Raw genomic sequence first — 16,982 nt, 5'->3', positions numbered from 1 at the left:
TGTGCGGCAGCAGCTGATCGGAACACTGGAAACACTGGCGGACGCGCACGGGCACCCCTACGGACAGCTCGCGCACACCGGCTCGACCGCCGAGCGGTTGTGGCTGCTGGGCGGGGTGGCACTGGCGCTGACGGGGGCGGGGGCAGTCGCGCTGGCCGCCACGCGCGGGCGCCGCGACTGAGAGTTGGCGTAGATACGCCCGTACGTTTGAGCGTTTCCCTGACGGGCTAGGTTTCGGCACATGGCCTCCGATCAGTCCGAGCAGTCCGAGCAGTCCGAAGGATCCACAGCGCACGCGAACCCCGCGCGGGTCCTCGTCGCGTCCAACCGCGGCCCCGTCTCGTACACCCTGCGGGCCGACGGCGAGCTGGAGGCGCGGCGCGGTGGTGGCGGGCTGGTGTCCGGGCTGTCGGCCATCGACTCGGACGCGGACGCCGTGTGGGTCTGCGCGGCGCTCGGGGACGGTGACCGGGAGGCCGTGCGGCGTACGGAAGGCCGCCTCGACCCGGCCGACACGGGTGGCCGGCGCGTCCGCATGCTCGGGATCGACCCCGGGGTGTACGCGGACGCGTACAACGGCGTCGCCAACTCCACGCTCTGGTTCGTCCACCATCTGCTCTACCAGACCCCGCTGGAGCCGTCCTTCGGCCCGGAGTTCCGCGCGCAGTGGGCGTCGTACGAGACGTACAACCGCGCCTTCGCCGAGGCCCTGGCCGACGAGGCGGCGGACGGCGCGGCCGTCCTCGTCCAGGACTACCACCTGGCGCTGGTGCCGGGGATGCTCCGGGAGCTCCGCCCCGATCTGCGGATCGGGCACTTCTCGCACACCCCGTGGGCGCCGTACGCATACTTCCGGATGCTGCCGGACGACATCGCCGAGCAGCTGCTGCGGGGGATGCTCGGCGCGGACCGGCTGGGGTTCCTGACCCATCGGTGGGCGGGGGCCTTCCAGACGTGTGCCGCGTCGGTGCTGGGCCGCTACGACTTCGTGTCGTACCGGCCGGAGGGCGAGGAGCCGCACATCCTCCATCCCCGGACGGGACCGAATCGGATGCGCACCACGCTCGGGGTGCACGGGCTGGGCGCCGACGCCGGCTTCCTGCGCGAGCGCGCGCACCGGCCGGACGTGGCCGAGCGCATGGTGACGCTGCGCGAGCAGATCGGCCGGGCGCCGGACGGGACGGAGCGGAAGACGATCGTCCGGGTGGACCGCACGGAGCTGTCGAAGAACATCGTCCGCGGTCTGTTCTCCTACCGGCTGCTGCTGGCCGAGCACCCCGAATGGCGCGGGCGCGTCGTCCATGTCGCCTTCGCCTACCCCTCCCGCCAGGACCTGGCGGTCTACCGCGACTACACGGCGGAGGTCCAGCGGGTCGCGGAGGAGGTCAACGCCGAGTTCGGTACGGACGACTGGACCCCGGTCGTCCTCCATGTCCGCGACGACTTCGCCCGCTCGCTGGCCGCCTACCGGCTGGCGGACGTCGCCCTCGTCAACCCCATCCGCGACGGGATGAACCTGGTGGCGAAGGAGATCCCCGTCCTCTCCGAGCGCGGCGCCGCGCTGGTGCTGTCGCGGGAGGCGGGCGCGTACGAGGAGCTGGGCGAGGACGCCCTCGTGGTGAACCCGTACGACATCAACGCCACCGCCGCCGCCCTGCACGAGGCCCTGACCCTGCCCGAGGGCGACCGCCTGGAACGCGCCAAACGCCTGAGCGCGGCGGCGACGGCGCTGCCGCCGCAGCGGTGGTTCCTGGACCAGCTGGAGGCGCTGCAGCGGGCCTGACCGGTCGCGCTCCGCCCACCCCGGGCGCGCGGCGCGGGAGCCGGTCCCCCGCAGCCGCGCGGCCCGGCCGCTCAGCCCAGGCGCGCGGCCACCGCCGCCAGGAAGTCGACCACCGCCGCCGGGCCCGGCAGGAGGAGGTCGGCGCGTTCGGCGAGTTCCGGGACTTCCGAACCGCTGCACACGAGAAGGCCGGGGTGGCCGTCCGAGCGGAGTTTCTCCACCGCCGCGTAGGCGGGCAGGTCGCCCAGGTCGTCGCCCGCGTAGAGGACCGTTTCGGCGCCCGTCTCGCGTACGTACTCGCTCAGCGCGACGCCCTTGTCCATGCCGGGCGGCCGCAGCTCCAGGACCAGTCGGCCGGGCTCGACGATCAGGCCGTGGCGGGCTGCCAGCTCGTTCAGCGGGTCGCGCAGGGCCTCGAAGGCGGCCTGTGGGTCGCCCGCGCGGCGGGTGTGGACCGCGACGGCCCGGCCCTTCTCCTCTATCCAGGTGCCGCGCCAGGCGCCGAACCGGTCGAGGAATCCGGGGAGTTCGGCGCGGACGGCGGCGACGCCCTCGTGCGGGGCGGGGGCGCGTACGGTGCCGGAGACCGCGTCCCAGCGCTCGGCGCCGTAATGGCCGAGGACCACCAGGTGCTCCAGGCCCGGCACACCGGCGAAGCCGCCGTACCGTACCGCCACTCCGGCCGGGCGGCCGGTGATCACCGCGACCGACGCGACATACGGTGCCAGCGCGGCCAGCGCCGGGACGGCGCGCGGGTGGGCGCGGGCCTGTTCGGGGTCGGGGACGATCTCGGCGAGGGTGCCGTCGAAGTCGAGGGCCACGACGGCCTTGTCGGGCCGGGCCAGAAGCGCGGCCAGGCCATCGACGCCGGCGGGGGTGGTCGGATGCGCGGGAAGGGGGTGCGGATTGCTGCCCATACTCCGACCTTAACGGCGTATCAGCGCCCGCGGAGGGCGTACGGAGGACAACAGGGCACCACCGGCGCGCACACCCCCGCCCTTCATCTGCGCTCTCTGCGCGCGTCCCTGACCCGGCGCAGTCTGTTCACCGTCACCGGGTCGTGCGCCAGGGCCAGCGGGTCGTCGAGCAGCGCGCTCAGCAGCTGGTAGTAGCGCGTCGGCGACAGGCCGAGCTGCTCCCTGATCGCGCGTTCCTTGGCGCCGGTGCCCGGCCAGCCGCGCCGCTCCACGGCGAGGACGGCGCGGTCCCGTTCGGAGAGCGAGGGCTCGTCGTCGGGACCACCCCCGTCGCCCGGACCACTCTCGTCAGAGGCGGAGGAAGGGGAATCGGAAGCGGTCATAGCCATGTCACGCTAACCCACGCGCTACTCCGAAACCCACCCGCTACTCCGACGCCTCCGCCGCAGCCGCGTCACGCGCGATCTGGCCGAGGACGCCCGAGGGACTGCCGCCGGGCTCGACCGCCTTGCCGATGTTCTTCTTCAGGCTCTCGGCCACGGTCGACCACGAGTTCTTCCCGTACGGGAAGAGTTCGGACGCGGACAGCGTGGCGAGGAACTTGTTCAGATCCGCGTACTTCGCGTCGCCGGCCATCTTCTCGCTCGCGCTGTACGTCACCGGCAGCTGGTCGTACTGCCCGACGAAGCTCAGGACGTTCTTGTCCTGGAACGCGAAGTCCAGGAACCGGCCGATCTCCTGGCGGTGGTTGTTCTGCTTGAAGGCCATCACCCAGTCGGTGGTGCCCATGGTCGACCTGGCCTTGCCGTTCACGCCCGGCAGCGGCACCGTACCGACCTTGATGCCCTGCCGCTTCGCCTCGTCGAGCAGCGCGGAGTTCCCGTTGAGCATCCCGACCTGGCCGCTGGTGAACGCCTTGAACGCCTGGGCGCGGTCGAGCTGGCCGGGGGCGACCGGGCCGGTCAGCCCCGCCCCGACGAGGTCCTTCTGGAGCCACCGGAAGGTCCCGATGTTCGCCTGCGAGCCGATGCTGTACGAGCCGTCCGCCGTGTCCGTGTAACCGCCGCCGCCTGCCAGCAGCCACATCAGGGTCTCGCTCTGCGCCTCCTCCGAGCCCAGCGGCAGCGCGATCGGAGTGGTCACGCCCAGCCGCTTGAGCGCCTCGGCGTCGGACTTGATGTCGGCCCAGTCCTTCGGGGCGCCCGTCAGCCCGGCGTTCTCGAAGAGCCGCTCGTTGTAGAAGAGCAGCCGGGTGGAGGCGGCGAAGGGCATCCCGTACTGGACGCGGTTGACCTTGCCCGCCTCGGAGAGCTGCGAGAGGAAGTTCGCCTGGGTGGGGATGGAGAGCAGCTCGTCCGCGCTGTAGAGCTTGCCCTGTTTGGCGTAGTTGGAGTACGAACCGATCTGCGCGATGTCCGGGGCCTTGCCCTCCTTGACCAGGGTGGCGACGTCCGTGTCGATGGTCTTCCAGGGGCGGATCTTGACCTCGATCCTGATCCCGGGGTTCTGGGCCTCGAACTGCGTCGCCAGCGCCTGCCAGTACTTCTCGGAGCTGTTGTCGGAGTTGGTGCCGTAATCCGCGGCGAGCAGCTTGAGGGTGACGTCGCCGTCCCCCGCTCCCGAACCGCCGCAGCCCGCCAGCGCCATAGTCATGCCCAGTGCGGCTATCGCCGCGGTCATTCCGTGATAGCGCTGTCGCACAGCTCTGTTCCCGCCTTTAGTTCCTTCGCGCGATCGAGGTCCGCGATGTCCGGCCGAGGCCGGACGGCCCTCTGGGCATCCCCATCGGATCCCGTGACGCACTGTTATCAAGCGTCCGAAGGAAACGATTTTCCCCCATCCGGAGGTTTGAGTGCTACATGGGGGCGGTTTCGCTTCGGCAACGTCTGCCCCGGCTTTCCCCTCCCTCTCTCCGTAAAGATCATCAGGAAGACGGCACGAAGACCGGCGGGAAGATCGACGGATAGTGGACTAGACCTCTTCCCCGTGTACGCGGGAGACTGACCCCGTGAGACACGTCATCGCCCTGGATGTGGGCGGCACGGGAATGAAGGGCGCCCTCGTCGGGGCGGACGGCGCTCTGCTGTACGAGGCGCGCCGGCCCACCGACCGGGGGCGCGGGCCCGAGGCCGTGGTGGAGTCCGTGCTCGGCTTCGCGGCGGACCTGCGCGCCCACGGCGTACGGCACTTGGGCCGGAGCGCCTCGGCCGCCGGGGTCGCCGTCCCCGGCATCATCGACGCGGAACGCGGCATCGCGCGGTACGCCGCCAACCTCGGCTGGCGGGACGTACCGCTGCGCGCACTGCTCGGGGCGCGGCTCGGCGGCGTACCGGTCGCGCTCGGCCACGACGTACGCGCGGGCGGGCTCGCCGAGGGGCGGCTCGGCGCGGGCCGGGGCGCCGACCGGTTCCTGTTCGTGGCGCTCGGCACCGGGATCGCCGGGGCGATCGGGATCGACGGTGCCGTGGAGGCGGGCGCGCACGGCGCGGCGGGCGAGATCGGCCATGTCGTGGTCCGCCCCGACGGCCCGGCGTGCGGCTGCGGCCAGCGCGGCTGCCTGGAGACCCTGGCCTCCGCCGCCGCCGTGTCCCGCGTCTGGGCGGCGGCGAGCGGCGATCCGGCGGCGGACGCGGCGGGCTGTGCGCGGGCCGTGGAGTCCGGCGATCCCCGAGCGGTACGGGTATGGCGCGCCGCGGTCGACACGCTCGCCGCCGGTCTGGTCACCGCGCTCACCCTGCTGGACCCGCGGGTCCTGATCGTCGGCGGCGGGCTGGCCGAGGCCGGGGCGACCCTGTTCGTACCGCTGCGGGAGGCGGTCGAGGCGCGCGTCACCTTCCAGCGGGTGCCCCGGATCGTCCCGGCGGCCCTCGGGGACGCGGCGGGCTGTCTGGGCGCGGGGCTGCTGGCCTGGGAGCTGCCGGCGGCCGGCCCGTCCCCTCTCTCCGTCCCCCTCACCTCGGAGGTAACCGCCTGATGCCCGCACGCGCCGGAGCCACCCGGAGCACCGTCACCGTCCTCGCCGGAGCGCGGGTCGTCCTGCCCGCCGGGACCGTGGACGGCGGGCGGGTGATCGTCGAGGGCGGCACCCTCGCGGCCACCGCTCCGGACGACGCCGTACGGCTGGACCTGCCCGCCGACTGGACGGTGGTCCCGGGCTTCGTGGACCTCCACAACCACGGCGGCGGCGGTGCCTCGTTCGCCTCGGGCTCCGTGGCCGACGTACTCACCGGAATCCGTACGCACCGCGCGCACGGCACCACCACGCTCGTCGCGTCCCTGGTCACCGGCGAGATGGATTCCCTCGCCCGGCGCGCCGGGCTGCTCTCCGAGCTGGTCGAACAGGGCGATCTGGCCGGGGTCCACTTCGAGGGCCCGTTCATCTCCCCCTGCCGAAAGGGCGCGCACAGCGAGGAGTTGTTGCGCCACCCCGACCCGGCCGAGGTGCGCAAGCTGGTCGACGCGGCACGCGGCACGGCCAGGATGATGACGCTCGCCACCGAACTCCCTGGCGGCGTCGAGTCCGTACGGCTGCTGGTGGAGCACGGTGTGATCGCCGCGATCGGGCACACGGACGCAACGTACGAGCAGACGGCCGAGGCGATCGACGCGGGCGCGCGGGTGGCGACGCATCTCTTCAACGCGATGCCGCCGTTCGGCCACCGCGCTCCCGGGCCGGTCGCGGCGCTGCTGGAGGACGCGCGGGTCACCGTCGAGCTGATCAACGACGGTACGCATCTGCACCCGGCCGCACTGGAGTTGGCGTTCCACCGCGCGGGCGCGGACCGGGTCGCCTTCATCACGGACGCGATGGACGCGGCGGGCTTCGGCGACGGGCGCTACCGCCTCGGCCCGCTCGATGTCGAGGTCAGGGACGGGGTCGCCCGGCTGGTGGAGAGCGGTTCGATCGCCGGCTCGACGCTGACACTGGACACCGCGTTCCGGCGGGCGGTGACCGTGGACCGGCTGCCGGTGGAGTCCGTCGTCCGGGCGATCTCCGGCAACCCGGCGAAGCTGCTCGGGCTGTACGACAGGATCGGCTCCCTGGAGCCCGGCAAGGACGCGGATCTGGTGATCCTGGATTCCGGATACTCCGTCAGGGGTGTCCTGCACAAGGGTGATTGGGTACGCGAGCCCCGGATCGAGACCCGCACCGGACCCCAAGCGCCCTGACAGTCAGGGCATTCCGGTTCACTTCCGATCTCCTCAACGACATATGCCGGACAAGTCGGCCGGGGGACTGGGCCGACCGCCTTCTTTTTGGGATGATCGGCCCCACAGTCGGCCGAGCGAGCGCGTTCCCAGGAGAAACCCGATGATCCTGACGGTCACGCTCAACACCGCGCTGGACATCACCTACCGTACGGACGGACTCGTCCCGCACACCACACACCGCGTCGGCGAGGTCGTCGAACGCGCGGGCGGCAAGGGGCTGAACGTCGCACGCGTGCTCGCCGCGCTCGGTCACGAGACGGTGGTGACGGGGTTCGCCGGCGGCCGAACCGGCGATGTGGTCCGGGAGTTGCTGGGCGGCTGCGGAGGCCGGGGTGTCGTACGGCCGGTGGACGCGCTGGTCCCGATCTCCGGGTCCACCCGCCGCACCATCACCGTCGTCGACGCGGCGACCGGCCGCACCACCCGGCTCAACGAGGCGGGTCCGACCGTCTCGACCGGCGAGTGGACGGCGTTCCTGAGCGGTTACGACCGGCTCGTGGCCGGCGCCGAAGCGGTCGCCCTGTGCGGCAGCCTGCCGCCGGGCATCCATGTCGGCGCGTACGCGGAGCTGATCCGCAGGGCGCGGGCCCTCGGCGTACCCGTACTCCTCGACACCAGCGGCGAACCGCTGCGCCGGGGCGTCGCGGCCCGGCCCGATCTGGTGAAGCCGAACGCGGACGAACTGGCCCAGCTCACCGGCGCCCGCGATCCGCTGCGCGCCGCACACGACACCCGCCGCAGGGGCGCCCACACCGTCATCGCCTCACTGGGCCCCGACGGCGTCCTCGCGGTCACCCCGGACGGCATCTGGCAGGCCACCCCACCCGCCCCGGCCCAGGGCAACCCCACCGGCGCGGGCGACTCCGTCGTCGCCGGAATCCTCTCGGGCCTCGTCGAACGCCTCCCCTGGCCCACCCGCCTGAGCCGCGCGGTCGCCCTGTCCACGGCGACGGTACTGGCCCCGGTCGCGGGCGGGTTCGACACCACGGCGTACGAGGAACTGCTCCCGAAGGTAAAGGTGACGGACCGCCGCCCGGGGGCGTGAGGCGCCGGGGACCAGGGGCTGCGAATATCTCGGATCCACCGGGCGTTCAGACGGATCCCCAACAGGCCGCGGACGATCTATCTGCCACACCAGAAATGGTTGACGGGCTTCCCTCGTGCACATGAGCACAGGGAAATCCCATCAACCGATCAGCTGGTCCGCCAGCCCTCTTCGAGGCTGAACTGATCCAGCGCGAATTCACATTTATTTCCGTCCTGGCAGGATATTCCGATGCTGTTGCTGCCCTCATTGAGCTGGACATTCGCCCACGTGTGGGTCCAGCCCTTGTCCCAGGCGCCCTCGGACGCCTTCGCGAAGTTACCCAGGTTCAGCGGTCGGGTCTGAGCCTCGCCGTTGATCGCGAGTGTGGCATCAGCATCCTTGCCAGGCACACCGAACGTCACATTGAGCGTGTATTTACCGCTCTTGGGGACGTCGAACGTCCACGTCGCGCCGGCGCCCGGGCTGTTCAGCAGTACATAAGCGCCGTTCTCACCCTTGGCTCCCGGGATATCCGTGGAAGTGGTCGCGGGAGAGGTGAGTTTCACGGTCGCCGCGTCGCTCCTGGGGAGTTCGCCGGAGGCCGCCGCGTCCGTTCCCTCGGAGGCGTCGCCGCTCGGTTCGGCCGACGGGGAGGTCTCGGCGGAGGGGCCCGCCGTGGGTGTCGCCGTGTCGTCCTTGGTGTTGTCGTCGGTGTTGGAGAGCAGCGCGGCCGTGATGCCTATCACTACCACCGCGACCACGGCGACGGCCGCTATCAGCAGTCCCTTGGTGTTCGGGCCGCCGCCGCTGCCGCGTCCGCGCTGGCCCGGGACCTGGGTGGGCGGGCCACCGAGATGGGCCTGCGAGGGGTGCGGCTGCTGGCCGTAGGGGGCCTGGCCGTACGCCTGCTGCTGGCCGCCGTACTGGGGCTGCTGCTGACCGTACGGGGCCTGCTGGCCGTACTGGGGCTGCTGTGGCGGAGCCGCCTGGCGGCGGTCGCCGACCGCCCTGACCTGGTTGTACGACGTCCTGGGCACGCCGGGCTGGGCGGCCGGGCCGGGGTAGCCGTAACCGCCCTGGCCGCGCTGGGCGGCTGCTGCCGCCTGGCCGTCCTCGTACAGATAGCCGAAGGGATCGTCGTCCTCGGGCTTGCTCGTGCCGTTGTTCCCGGCCGTCATCCCTGGTCACTCCTTACCATCTCGCCAGCGTCGCCGACCGGCCGAGCCTACCTCGAACAGGTAAGCCTACGGACGGGTCTTGAGCAGTAACAGCCAGTCTGCGGGCGCACGGTGAAGAACGGATAGCGGGCATGTCCCAGCCCTGTCCCGAACGTCGTGGAGGCCGTTCCGACCGCTATCCGGCGCGCCGGTGCACCTTGCGTGAACGCTTCTCCACATACATACGCTGATCGGCCGATCGCAGTACTTCCTCCACCGACATCCCGCAGGCCGCCCAGCTGATCCCGAAGCTCGCGCCGACCCTGACCGCCCTGCCGTCGACCCTGATGGGCGGAATGATCGCGTTCCGCAGCCGTACGGCGAGGTCGTCGGCGTCCGCCGAGCCGAGGCCGTCCGCGAGGACGACGAACTCGTCACCGCCGAGCCGCGCGACGGTGTCCCCGTCCCGTACGCCCGTGGTGAGCCTGCGCGCGACCTCGATGAGGACCTCGTCGCCCGTGTTGTGGCCGAAACGGTCGTTGATCGACTTGAACCCGTCGAGGTCGCAGAAGAGGACCGCGAGCCCCTTCGTCCCGTCGTCGCTCTCGCCCTCGCCGGGCGCGACCAGGTGCTCGTGGTGGTCGAACGGCCCGCCGACCGCCGTCCAGCCCACGCCGTCGCCGCGCAGACCGGGGCGCGGGGCGGGCCCTGCGGCGCTGTCGTACGCGTCGTAGCCATCGAACCCGTCATAGCCGTCATAGCCGTCGTACGGGTCGTAGCCGGGCTCGCGGACGACCCCGTCGTACCCCCCGTAGGCCGCGTCCAGCGCCTCGACCGCCGTCTCCCGCAGGGCGTCGGGGCGCGTGCAGAGCCGGGCGCTGAGGCGGGAGCGCAGCTCGGCGCTGTTGGGCAGGCCGGTGAGCGAGTCGTGCGAGGCCCGGTGCGCGAGCTGGAGTTCGCGGCCCTTGCGCTCCTCTATGTCCTCGACGTGGGTGAGCAGGAAGCGGGGGCCGTCGGTGGTGTCGGCGACCACCGAGTTGCGCAGCGAGACCCAGACGTAGCTGCCGTCGCGACGGGCGAGCCGCAGCTCGGCGCGGCCGCCCTCGGCGGAGGTGCGCAGCAGGGTGCCGATGTCCTCGGGGTGGACCAGGTCGGAGAAGGAATGCCGACGCATCACGTTGGCGGGGCGGCCCAGCAGCCGGCAGAGCGCGTCGTTGGTACGCAGCAGCCGGCCGTGCTGGTCGCCGCCCATCTCGGCGATGGCCATCCCGCTGGGCGCGTACTCGAAGGCCTGGCGGAAGGATTCCTCACTGGCCCGGAGCGCCTGTTGCTCGCGCTCGAGACGGACCAGGGCCCGCTGCATGTTGGCCCGGAGTCTGGCGTTGCTGATCGCTATGGCCGCCTGGGACGCGTACATCTGGAGCGCTTCCTGCCCCCAGGGGCCGGGGTGGCGTCCGCCGCGCGGCCGGTCGACGGATATGACGCCGAGCAGCTCGCGCCCGCCGCCGCGCGCGTGCGCGGGCGGGTCCTTGCGGGCCGCCGCGTACATCGGGGCGTAGAGCCGGTCCTGCGGGTGCCACTCGTCCTCGAAGCGGGGGTCGGGGCCCTCGGTGTACCACTGCGGGACGTCGTCCTCCAGCAGCACCCAGCCCTCGGTGTGCGGTATGAACCGCAGGTCGCCCCAGGCCTCGCCCATCGCGAGCCGCCGCTCCCAGGAGCTGCGCGACCCGACCCGGCCGGTGATCAGCGACTCGGCGGCGGCACTGCCCGCGAAGGCGGCGACGACGAGGTCGCCGTCGGCCTGGACGACGTTGACGCACGCCAGCTCGTAACCGAGCCCCGTGACGACACCGTCCGCCACGGTCTGAAGGGTGTCCGCCAGGCTTCTGGCGGTGTTGAGTTCGGCGACGGCCGCGTGCAGCTGCCGCAGGGTCGCAAGACGGACGTATGGCTCCGACTCGGTCTCCATTGCTCGCTCTCCCCTGAGACCTCGACAGCAACTCCAGATTTCTCATCGGCTACTCGTGTTGCACTGTCCTCGCCACTGAATCACAGGGAGCTGTACGCCAGGTACACAGGGTCAACAAATACCCTGCTCTGTGACTCAAGTCACACCATCATATGAATGATACGGAGTGCCTGATGGGAGCGCTCCACGCCTTTCGGTACGCAAATCCCGGGACCGGTGGAGGATTCGCGAGGGAACCGGAGGGGTCCCATTCCGGAGGTTTTCTGGTAGGGACATTCCTCTGGCACATGCCGATATCGATACCCGGGTGGCTGGATGCCGGGTGCCGGGTGCTGGCGCCGGATCCCCGCGTACTCGGGTGCCCGGGTGCCCGCGGGGCCGGGTGCCCGCAGGGCCGGGTGCCCGCAGGGCCGGGTGCCCGCGGGGCCGAGCCCCGGTCCTACCGGTCCTAGGCCCCCGGTCCGCCGCCGTCTGGTCCCCCGGCCCGATGCGGGCGGGTGGGCGGTCGCACTAGCGTCGGACCCGTGCCCCAGACGACCCGCGTTCCCCGGACTCCCCCCGCCCCCCGTACCGACGCCACGGCCGTACCCCATCCTGAAGGGGTGAGCGACGACGAGTTCCGCGCGGCCCTCGCCCGGCTGGCCGCGGGTGTGGTGCTGGTGACGGCGTACGAACCCCCCTTGAGCGCGGACGGGCCGCGCGGCGAGGACGCGGGCATGACGGCGACCGCCTTCATGTCGGTGTCCCTGGACCCGCCGCTGGTCCTGGTCAGCCTGCGCAACGGCTCCCGCATGGACGACCTGCTGGCGGAGCAGCCCCTGTGGGCGGTCTCCCTGCTCACCGAGAACCAGCGCAGGATCGCCGGCCGGTTCGCCATGAAGGGCCGCGTCAGCGACCGCCTCCTCTTCGCCGACGTACCGCACCGCAGGGGCGAGGCGAGCGGAGCACTGCTGGTCGACGGGGCGCTGGCGACCCTTGAGTGCCGTACGGAACAACGCGTCGTCGCGGGCGACCACACCCTGGTCATCGGGCGCGTGCTGACGGCGGACGTCTCGCGCGAGGGGGGCGGGCCGCTGACGTACTTCAAGGGCCGTTACCGGCAGCTGGGGAACTGACCCGGGCCCGGCGGGGAACAGACGGACCCGGCGGGCGGAGCCGGCGCTTTCATTCGCTTCCGGGAAGCCGGAAAGCCGGGAGAGCGGAAGGGCGCAGAGGCGCACGGAAGGGGCGCAGAAACCCGCGGGACCGGGGCCGGGGTCGGGGACCGAGGGGGAGAGGCGTCCTACCAGTCGCGGCCGGTGCGTCCGCGCTTCGTCTCGGCGCGCTGTTTCTTCTCGCGCAGCCTGCGCTCGTTGATCCCCCGTGGAATCTTCGTCTTCCGGCGCGCCCTCGGCGGCGGGGCCGTCGCCTCGGCCAGCAGGGCCGCGAGCCGCACGGACGCCGTCTCGCGATTGCGCCACTGAGAGCGGTGCTCCGAAGAGCGTACGGCGATCACGCCGTCCACCAGCCGGCTCGCGAGCCGCTCCAGCGCCCGCTCCTTCCAGACCGGCGGCAGCGCCTCCGTCCTCGCGAGGTCGAAGCGCAGCTCCACCTGCGAGTCGCTGGTGTTGACGTGCTGGCCGCCGGGGCCCGACGAGCGCGAGAAACGCCACATCAGCTCGGCCTCCGGAAGGGAGACCGAACCGCGGATGACATGAGGAGGCCCTGACATGCCCCCATCGTCCCGCGCCGCGACCGCTCCCGTCACCTTCTTTACCTGGCCGGTTCCGGGCCTCTTCGCTTGGCCGGTTCCGGGCCGTTGGGCAATCCCGGTAAAGAAAGTAAAGAGAGATGGAACCTCAGGGTCCTCCGCTCACGTTATGCGGGGTGACGGTAACTTCGGGACTGCTCGAAGCCCGCACGCGACAACGAAAGGGACATCCCCATGGCTGTAAGCCTGTCCAAGGGTGGCAACGTCTCGCTCACCAAGGAGGCCCCGGGCCTCACCGCCGTCACGGTCGGCCTCGGCTGGGACGTCCGCACCACCACCGGCACCGAGTTCGACCTCGATGCCTCGGCCATCGCGGTGAACGCGGCGGGGAAGGTCTTCTCCGACAGCCACTTCGTCTTCTTCAACAACAAGGCGACACCGGACCAGTCCATCGTCCACACCGGTGACAACCGCACGGGTGAGGGCGACGGCGACGACGAGGCGATCAACGTCAACCTGGCGGCGCTGCCCGCCGACATCGACAAGATCGTCTTCCCCGTCTCGATCTACGACGCCGAGACCCGCAGCCAGAACTTCGGCCAGGTCCGCAACGCGTACATCCGCATCACCAACCAGGCGGGCGGCGCGGAGATCGCCCGCTACGACCTGAGCGAGGATGCCGCCACCGAGACCGCCATGGTCTTCGGCGAGCTGTACCGCAACGGCGCCGAGTGGAAGTTCCGCGCGGTCGGCCAGGGCTACGCCTCGGGCCTCGTCGGCATCGCCACGGACTTCGGCGTCAACCTCTGACACCGGACCGCCCACGGGCGGATCGCCACGGGACCCCGGCCGCGCCGGGGTCCCGTGCGGGGCCGTAACCGGCGGTCCCGTCCGGGCGCTGCCGACCGGACACCCGGTCGAGCCCTCGGCCGGCCCTGCCCAGCATTCAGCCGGGTACAGGTCTCCGGGCGCCGTTCGGCCGGGCGGCGCTCAGTCGAGTGCGGGCTTCCCGTTCCCGTACAGCCAGGTGTCCCACACTCCGTCGAGCTTCTCGCCCGACTCCTTCTCCGCATACGCGGTGAAGTCGGCGGTGTCCGCGTTGCCGTGCCGGTGCGCGCTCGCCCAGCCCCGGACGATACGGAAGAAGGCGGCGTCGCCCACCGCTTCCCGTACACGCTGGAGGACCATGGCGCCGCGCCCGTAGACCGGCGCCTCGGAGATATCGGCCGCCGAGGGCGGATCGGCCGGGGGGAACGCCCAGTTGGCCTGGTCGGCGTACGCCACCTCGAAGCTGGTCTCGACGGGGATGTTCTCGGTGTCCGCGAGCCAGAGCCACTCCGCGTACTGCGCGAAGCCCTCGTTGAGCCACATGTCACGCCAGGTCTTCGGGGTGACGGAGTTCCCGAACCACTGATGGGCCAGCTCGTGGACGAGGGTCTCCGTGCTGGTCGGGCCGGGGAGGAACGGCCTGGTCTGGGTCTCCAGGGCGTATTCCGCGTCGTCCGGACGGCCGATGATCACGCCGGTGGAGGAGAAGGGGTACGGCCCGAAGGTCCGCCGCGCCCACTTCATGATCCGGGGGATCGCCTCGACCAGCCGCGCGCCGTCGCCGGCGACCGTCGGATCGACCGCCGAGTAGCCGGGCACACCGCCGCCCTTGGCCGCCGACGTCTCCTCCGTCCGGTACGGGCCGATGGCCACCGTCGCCAGATAGCTCGCCATCGGCTCCGCCACGTGCCAGTCGAAGGCGGTACGCCCGGCCACCGTGCGCCGGGAACGCAACTCACCGTTGGAGACCGCCGCCAGCCCTTCGGGCACGGTGACCTCGATGTCGTACGACGCCTTGTCGCTCGGGTGGTGGTTCCCCGGGAACCACGCCATCGACCCCGTGGGCTCCCCCAGCGCCACCACCCGCTTCCCCGACCCGAGCCATCCCTCGTGCGACTCGTCGGGGTCGGTGATCCGCCGGGGAACGCCCGCGTAGCGCACGACGGTACGGAAGGTGTCCCCCCGCCCGAGCCCCTCGCGGGGGCGCACCGTCAGCTCCGTGCCGGACCTGCGCGCCGTCGCCCGCGCACCGTCGACGGTCACGGACTCGACCTTCATGCCCGCGAGGTCGAGGTTGAACGCGGAGAGATCCTGGGTGGCGCGGGCGGTGATCTCGGCGGTGCCCCTGAGCGTGCCGGTGGCGGGGGCGTAGTCGAGGGTCAGCCCGTAGTGCCGTACGTCGTACCCGCCGTTGCCCAGCCCGGGGAAGTACGGATCACCCAGCCCCGCGGCCCCCGGCCGGCCCCGCACGGTCGCGGCGGCGGTGTCCGCCGTGGCCGGGGTATCCGGGGTGGCCGGGGCCGTATCCGAAGCGCAGCCGGAGAGCACGAGGAGCACGGTCGCGGCGGAAAGCGCACGCGGAACGCCCCGGAGAGGAGCCCGCGGGCGACCCCCGGGACGGCTCCCGGAACCGCTCCGGTCGGGCCCGGGACGGCTCCCCGGACTTCTCCGGTCGGGCCCGGGACGGCTCCGGTCGTGGGCAAGGGCACGGGGACTCGCAGGAGGCTGGCGCACCCCGGCGATCTTAGGCCCGGCATCCCCACGCTAGCCGCCCCGGGCGGCCCGGACCCGCCGACCCGGCCCCTCCGCCCCGGCCGGTCGTCCCGGCGTGACACCATCGGCCCGTGCTCGACATCGGCTACTCCCTCTCCCGCCGCTTCCCCGACCCGCCGCAGACCGACTACCGCCTCGCGGATGTCCGGGCGCTGCGGCACGACCTGTTCTGCGGGGATGTCTATCTGGCGGACACCAGCGCGGACCGTGAGGTGTCCACCGCCTGGGGATGGGTGCCGGTGCTCGACTTCGCCTGGGCGCTGTGCGACATCGTGGAACAGCTCGACCGGGACCCGCGCGGGAGCAGGGCGGCGAAGCCGCAGTACGCCGAGCTGGACTTCACGGAGTCGGCGGACCGTATCTTCTTCCAGCGGCGCTTCGGTCTGGTCGATGTGGAGGCCGACTGGATGCACGCCGACGAGCCGCCGCTCACCTTCAGCCACCGGCTGCTGCGCCGGGAGGCACGGGACTTCCTGCACGACCTGATCGCGGATCTCGCCGATATGCACGAGGGGCTGGCGGACAACCCGATCGTCTGGGACCTCCAGTCCCGCTTCCCCCGCGACTGACCCCGGCCGAACGTGGCCGCCACCCGCCGAACCCCGCCGAACCCGGCCGAACGCGGGCCGAGCACGGCCACAACCCGGCCGAACGCGACAGACCTCCCACCCCTCACCCCATGATCACGCTGCCGGCACAGACTTCCCCCATCCTTTCGCGCGCCGCCCGGCGTACACCCCGTGTCACCGGGAAGACGCTGTGTGCCGGAGCATCGCCAGGAAACGGCTGACCGTTTCCACCCCCACAGTCGTGGGTGTTGCGAGGACCGTCAGAGCCCAAGGCCCCGGGTCGGGGCCTCCGCCGTGTCCGAGCCCTGCCGGACGCCGCTGCCGGGCCGTACGTACACGCCGCTGCCGGGCCGTACGTACGCTCAACAGCCCGTCAGTCCTCCACGCGCACCCCGATCTGGGCCGCGAACGCCGGGGCCAGGTGCAGCAGTTGCGCCGAACTGATCACCGCCCCCGCCAGCCGGTCCAGGCCCTGGGCGATATCCAGCTCGGCGACCGTCCGCAGATCGACGTCCTTCATCCGGACCCCGCTCAGATCGGCCCGTCTGATCACGCAGTCGCGGAACTCCACGCGCTCCAGCTCCGCGCCCCCGAAGTCCGGCTCGGACAGGACGCAGCCCTCGAACACCACGTCCCGGAGCCGGGCCCTGCGCAGATTCGGATAGTCGATCTTCCCGCCCCTGATCAGCACCCGCTCCAGCACCGCGCCGTGCAGCTGAACCCCGCCCAGCCGCGCGTCCAGCACCTCCACATCACGCAGCGAGGCCCCCGCCAGGTCCGTGCCCACGCCCCGGACGCCGCTCAGCACACTGTCGATGAACCGCGCCCGCCCCAGCGCCGTCTCGTCCAACGCGCAGTCGCGCAGCGCGCAGTCGATGAACCGCGCGCCCGGCCCCTCCTGTCCCCCCAGGTCGAGATCCCTGAACTCCAGCCCGTCGTAGTCACCGTCCGGGTCGAGTCCCCCGCCGTACGGACTCAGGGGTGGCAGCCGCACCTCCGCCCTCTTCGCCGTGGTCGCCCCGCTCTTCGCCGCAGTCTTCCGTGCCATGTCCCCATG

General features: G+C 71.8%; 16 protein-coding genes. 8 read left to right on the top strand and 8 right to left on the bottom strand.

What is annotated here, in order from left to right:
* The first annotated feature begins 1 nt into the window (after window position 1).
* Window positions 2-181, top strand: a complete 180-nt coding sequence (locus ACIP8W_RS18905; RefSeq protein ID WP_401950629.1) for a hypothetical protein — start codon at window positions 2-4, stop codon at window positions 179-181.
* Between the two features lie 60 nt (window positions 182-241).
* Window positions 242-1,783 (top strand): trehalose-6-phosphate synthase, encoded by a 1,542-nt coding sequence (locus ACIP8W_RS18900; protein WP_402152598.1) that lies wholly within the window; start codon window positions 242-244, stop codon window positions 1,781-1,783.
* Window positions 1,784-1,854: 71 nt separating this feature from the next.
* Here the strand turns inward: ACIP8W_RS18900 and otsB are convergent, their stop codons facing one another.
* From otsB to ACIP8W_RS18885, 3 genes are all read right to left on the bottom strand, one after another.
* Entirely contained in the window at window positions 1,855-2,700 is an 846-nt protein-coding gene (otsB, locus tag ACIP8W_RS18895) for a trehalose-phosphatase (RefSeq protein ID WP_401950623.1), read from the bottom strand.
* Window positions 2,701-2,783: 83 nt separating this feature from the next.
* On the bottom strand, window positions 2,784-3,083 hold the full coding sequence (locus tag ACIP8W_RS18890) for a DUF3263 domain-containing protein (RefSeq protein ID WP_402203747.1): 300 nt from the start codon (window positions 3,081-3,083) through the stop codon (window positions 2,784-2,786).
* A 43-nt stretch (window positions 3,084-3,126) separates the two neighbouring features.
* The gene (locus tag ACIP8W_RS18885; protein WP_402203745.1) at window positions 3,127-4,380 is read right to left on the bottom strand and encodes an extracellular solute-binding protein; all 1,254 of its coding nucleotides are present in this window, start codon (window positions 4,378-4,380) and stop codon (window positions 3,127-3,129) included.
* A gap of 328 nt (window positions 4,381-4,708) precedes the next feature.
* On the opposite strand from ACIP8W_RS18885, the gene ACIP8W_RS18880 reads away from it, so the two are divergent.
* The 3 genes from ACIP8W_RS18880 to ACIP8W_RS18870 all read left to right on the top strand — a co-directional run bounded on the left by ACIP8W_RS18880 (window position 4,709) and on the right by ACIP8W_RS18870 (window position 7,957).
* Window positions 4,709-5,674, top strand: a complete 966-nt coding sequence (locus ACIP8W_RS18880; RefSeq protein WP_401950616.1) for an ROK family protein — start codon at window positions 4,709-4,711, stop codon at window positions 5,672-5,674.
* Window positions 5,674-6,870: an N-acetylglucosamine-6-phosphate deacetylase gene (nagA, locus tag ACIP8W_RS18875; RefSeq protein ID WP_401950613.1), complete on the top strand. Its 1,197-nt coding sequence runs from the start codon at window positions 5,674-5,676 to the stop codon at window positions 6,868-6,870. Before ACIP8W_RS18880 ends, nagA begins: the two co-directional genes overlap by 1 nt.
* Window positions 6,871-7,012: 142 nt before the next feature.
* The gene (locus ACIP8W_RS18870) at window positions 7,013-7,957 is read left to right on the top strand and encodes a 1-phosphofructokinase family hexose kinase (protein WP_401950610.1); all 945 of its coding nucleotides are present in this window, start codon (window positions 7,013-7,015) and stop codon (window positions 7,955-7,957) included.
* A 149-nt stretch (window positions 7,958-8,106) separates the two neighbouring features.
* Here the strand turns inward: ACIP8W_RS18870 and ACIP8W_RS18865 are convergent, their stop codons facing one another.
* A complete protein-coding gene (locus ACIP8W_RS18865; RefSeq protein ID WP_401950607.1) occupies window positions 8,107-9,117 on the bottom strand; it encodes a carbohydrate-binding protein in 1,011 nt (336 codons plus the stop codon).
* Window positions 9,118-9,292: 175 nt separating this feature from the next.
* Window positions 9,293-11,065, bottom strand: a complete 1,773-nt coding sequence (gene cdgB / locus ACIP8W_RS18860; RefSeq protein WP_401950605.1) for a diguanylate cyclase CdgB — start codon at window positions 11,063-11,065, stop codon at window positions 9,293-9,295.
* Between the two features lie 602 nt (window positions 11,066-11,667).
* Between cdgB and ACIP8W_RS18855 the strand changes: the two genes are divergently transcribed.
* Window positions 11,668-12,180, top strand: a complete 513-nt coding sequence (locus ACIP8W_RS18855) for a flavin reductase family protein (protein ID WP_401950602.1) — start codon at window positions 11,668-11,670, stop codon at window positions 12,178-12,180.
* 167 nt (window positions 12,181-12,347) lie between these two features.
* Here the strand turns inward: ACIP8W_RS18855 and arfB are convergent, their stop codons facing one another.
* A complete protein-coding gene (gene arfB, locus ACIP8W_RS18850) occupies window positions 12,348-12,776 on the bottom strand; it encodes an alternative ribosome rescue aminoacyl-tRNA hydrolase ArfB (protein WP_401950600.1) in 429 nt (142 codons plus the stop codon).
* Window positions 12,777-12,989: 213 nt separating this feature from the next.
* Between arfB and ACIP8W_RS18845 the strand changes: the two genes are divergently transcribed.
* On the top strand, window positions 12,990-13,565 hold the full coding sequence (locus tag ACIP8W_RS18845) for a TerD family protein (RefSeq protein WP_401950597.1): 576 nt from the start codon (window positions 12,990-12,992) through the stop codon (window positions 13,563-13,565).
* A gap of 180 nt (window positions 13,566-13,745) precedes the next feature.
* On the opposite strand, the gene ACIP8W_RS18840 is transcribed toward ACIP8W_RS18845, so the two are convergent.
* On the bottom strand, window positions 13,746-15,131 hold the full coding sequence (locus ACIP8W_RS18840) for a M1 family metallopeptidase (RefSeq protein WP_401950594.1): 1,386 nt from the start codon (window positions 15,129-15,131) through the stop codon (window positions 13,746-13,748).
* Window positions 15,132-15,427: 296 nt separating this feature from the next.
* Between ACIP8W_RS18840 and ACIP8W_RS18835 the strand changes: the two genes are divergently transcribed.
* Window positions 15,428-15,925 (top strand): hypothetical protein, encoded by a 498-nt coding sequence (locus ACIP8W_RS18835; protein WP_401950591.1) that lies wholly within the window; start codon window positions 15,428-15,430, stop codon window positions 15,923-15,925.
* A gap of 373 nt (window positions 15,926-16,298) precedes the next feature.
* On the opposite strand, the gene ACIP8W_RS18830 is transcribed toward ACIP8W_RS18835, so the two are convergent.
* Window positions 16,299-16,973 (bottom strand): pentapeptide repeat-containing protein, encoded by a 675-nt coding sequence (locus ACIP8W_RS18830; protein WP_401950588.1) that lies wholly within the window; start codon window positions 16,971-16,973, stop codon window positions 16,299-16,301.
* Window positions 16,974-16,982: the final 9 nt, after the last annotated feature.

Origin of the sequence: Streptomyces sp. NPDC088554, from assembly GCF_044752945.1 — a bacterium.
Classification (GTDB): Bacteria; Actinomycetota; Actinomycetes; order Streptomycetales; family Streptomycetaceae; genus Streptomyces.
The sequence above is the reverse complement of the archived record's forward strand: the minus strand, read 5'-3'. Positions and strand labels throughout refer to the sequence as shown.

Excerpts from the sequence above, each read along its gene's own strand:
- nagA (WP_401950613.1), top strand. The coding sequence starts at position 5,674 with ATGCCCGCACGCGCCGGAGCCACCCGGAGCACCGTCACCGTCCTCGCC.
- ACIP8W_RS18845 (WP_401950597.1), top strand. The coding sequence starts at position 12,990 with ATGGCTGTAAGCCTGTCCAAGGGTGGCAACGTCTCGCTCACCAAGGAG.
- otsB (WP_401950623.1), bottom strand. The coding sequence starts at position 2,700 with ATGGGCAGCAATCCGCACCCCCTTCCCGCGCATCCGACCACCCCCGCC.
- cdgB (WP_401950605.1), bottom strand. The coding sequence starts at position 11,065 with ATGGAGACCGAGTCGGAGCCATACGTCCGTCTTGCGACCCTGCGGCAG.
- ACIP8W_RS18885 (WP_402203745.1), bottom strand. The coding sequence starts at position 4,380 with ATGACCGCGGCGATAGCCGCACTGGGCATGACTATGGCGCTGGCGGGC.
- ACIP8W_RS18870 (WP_401950610.1), top strand. The coding sequence starts at position 7,013 with ATGATCCTGACGGTCACGCTCAACACCGCGCTGGACATCACCTACCGT.
- ACIP8W_RS18830 (WP_401950588.1), bottom strand. The coding sequence starts at position 16,973 with ATGGCACGGAAGACTGCGGCGAAGAGCGGGGCGACCACGGCGAAGAGG.
- ACIP8W_RS18890 (WP_402203747.1), bottom strand. The coding sequence starts at position 3,083 with ATGACCGCTTCCGATTCCCCTTCCTCCGCCTCTGACGAGAGTGGTCCG.
- ACIP8W_RS18865 (WP_401950607.1), bottom strand. The coding sequence starts at position 9,117 with ATGACGGCCGGGAACAACGGCACGAGCAAGCCCGAGGACGACGATCCC.
- ACIP8W_RS18900 (WP_402152598.1), top strand. The coding sequence starts at position 242 with ATGGCCTCCGATCAGTCCGAGCAGTCCGAGCAGTCCGAAGGATCCACA.
- arfB (WP_401950600.1), bottom strand. The coding sequence starts at position 12,776 with ATGTCAGGGCCTCCTCATGTCATCCGCGGTTCGGTCTCCCTTCCGGAG.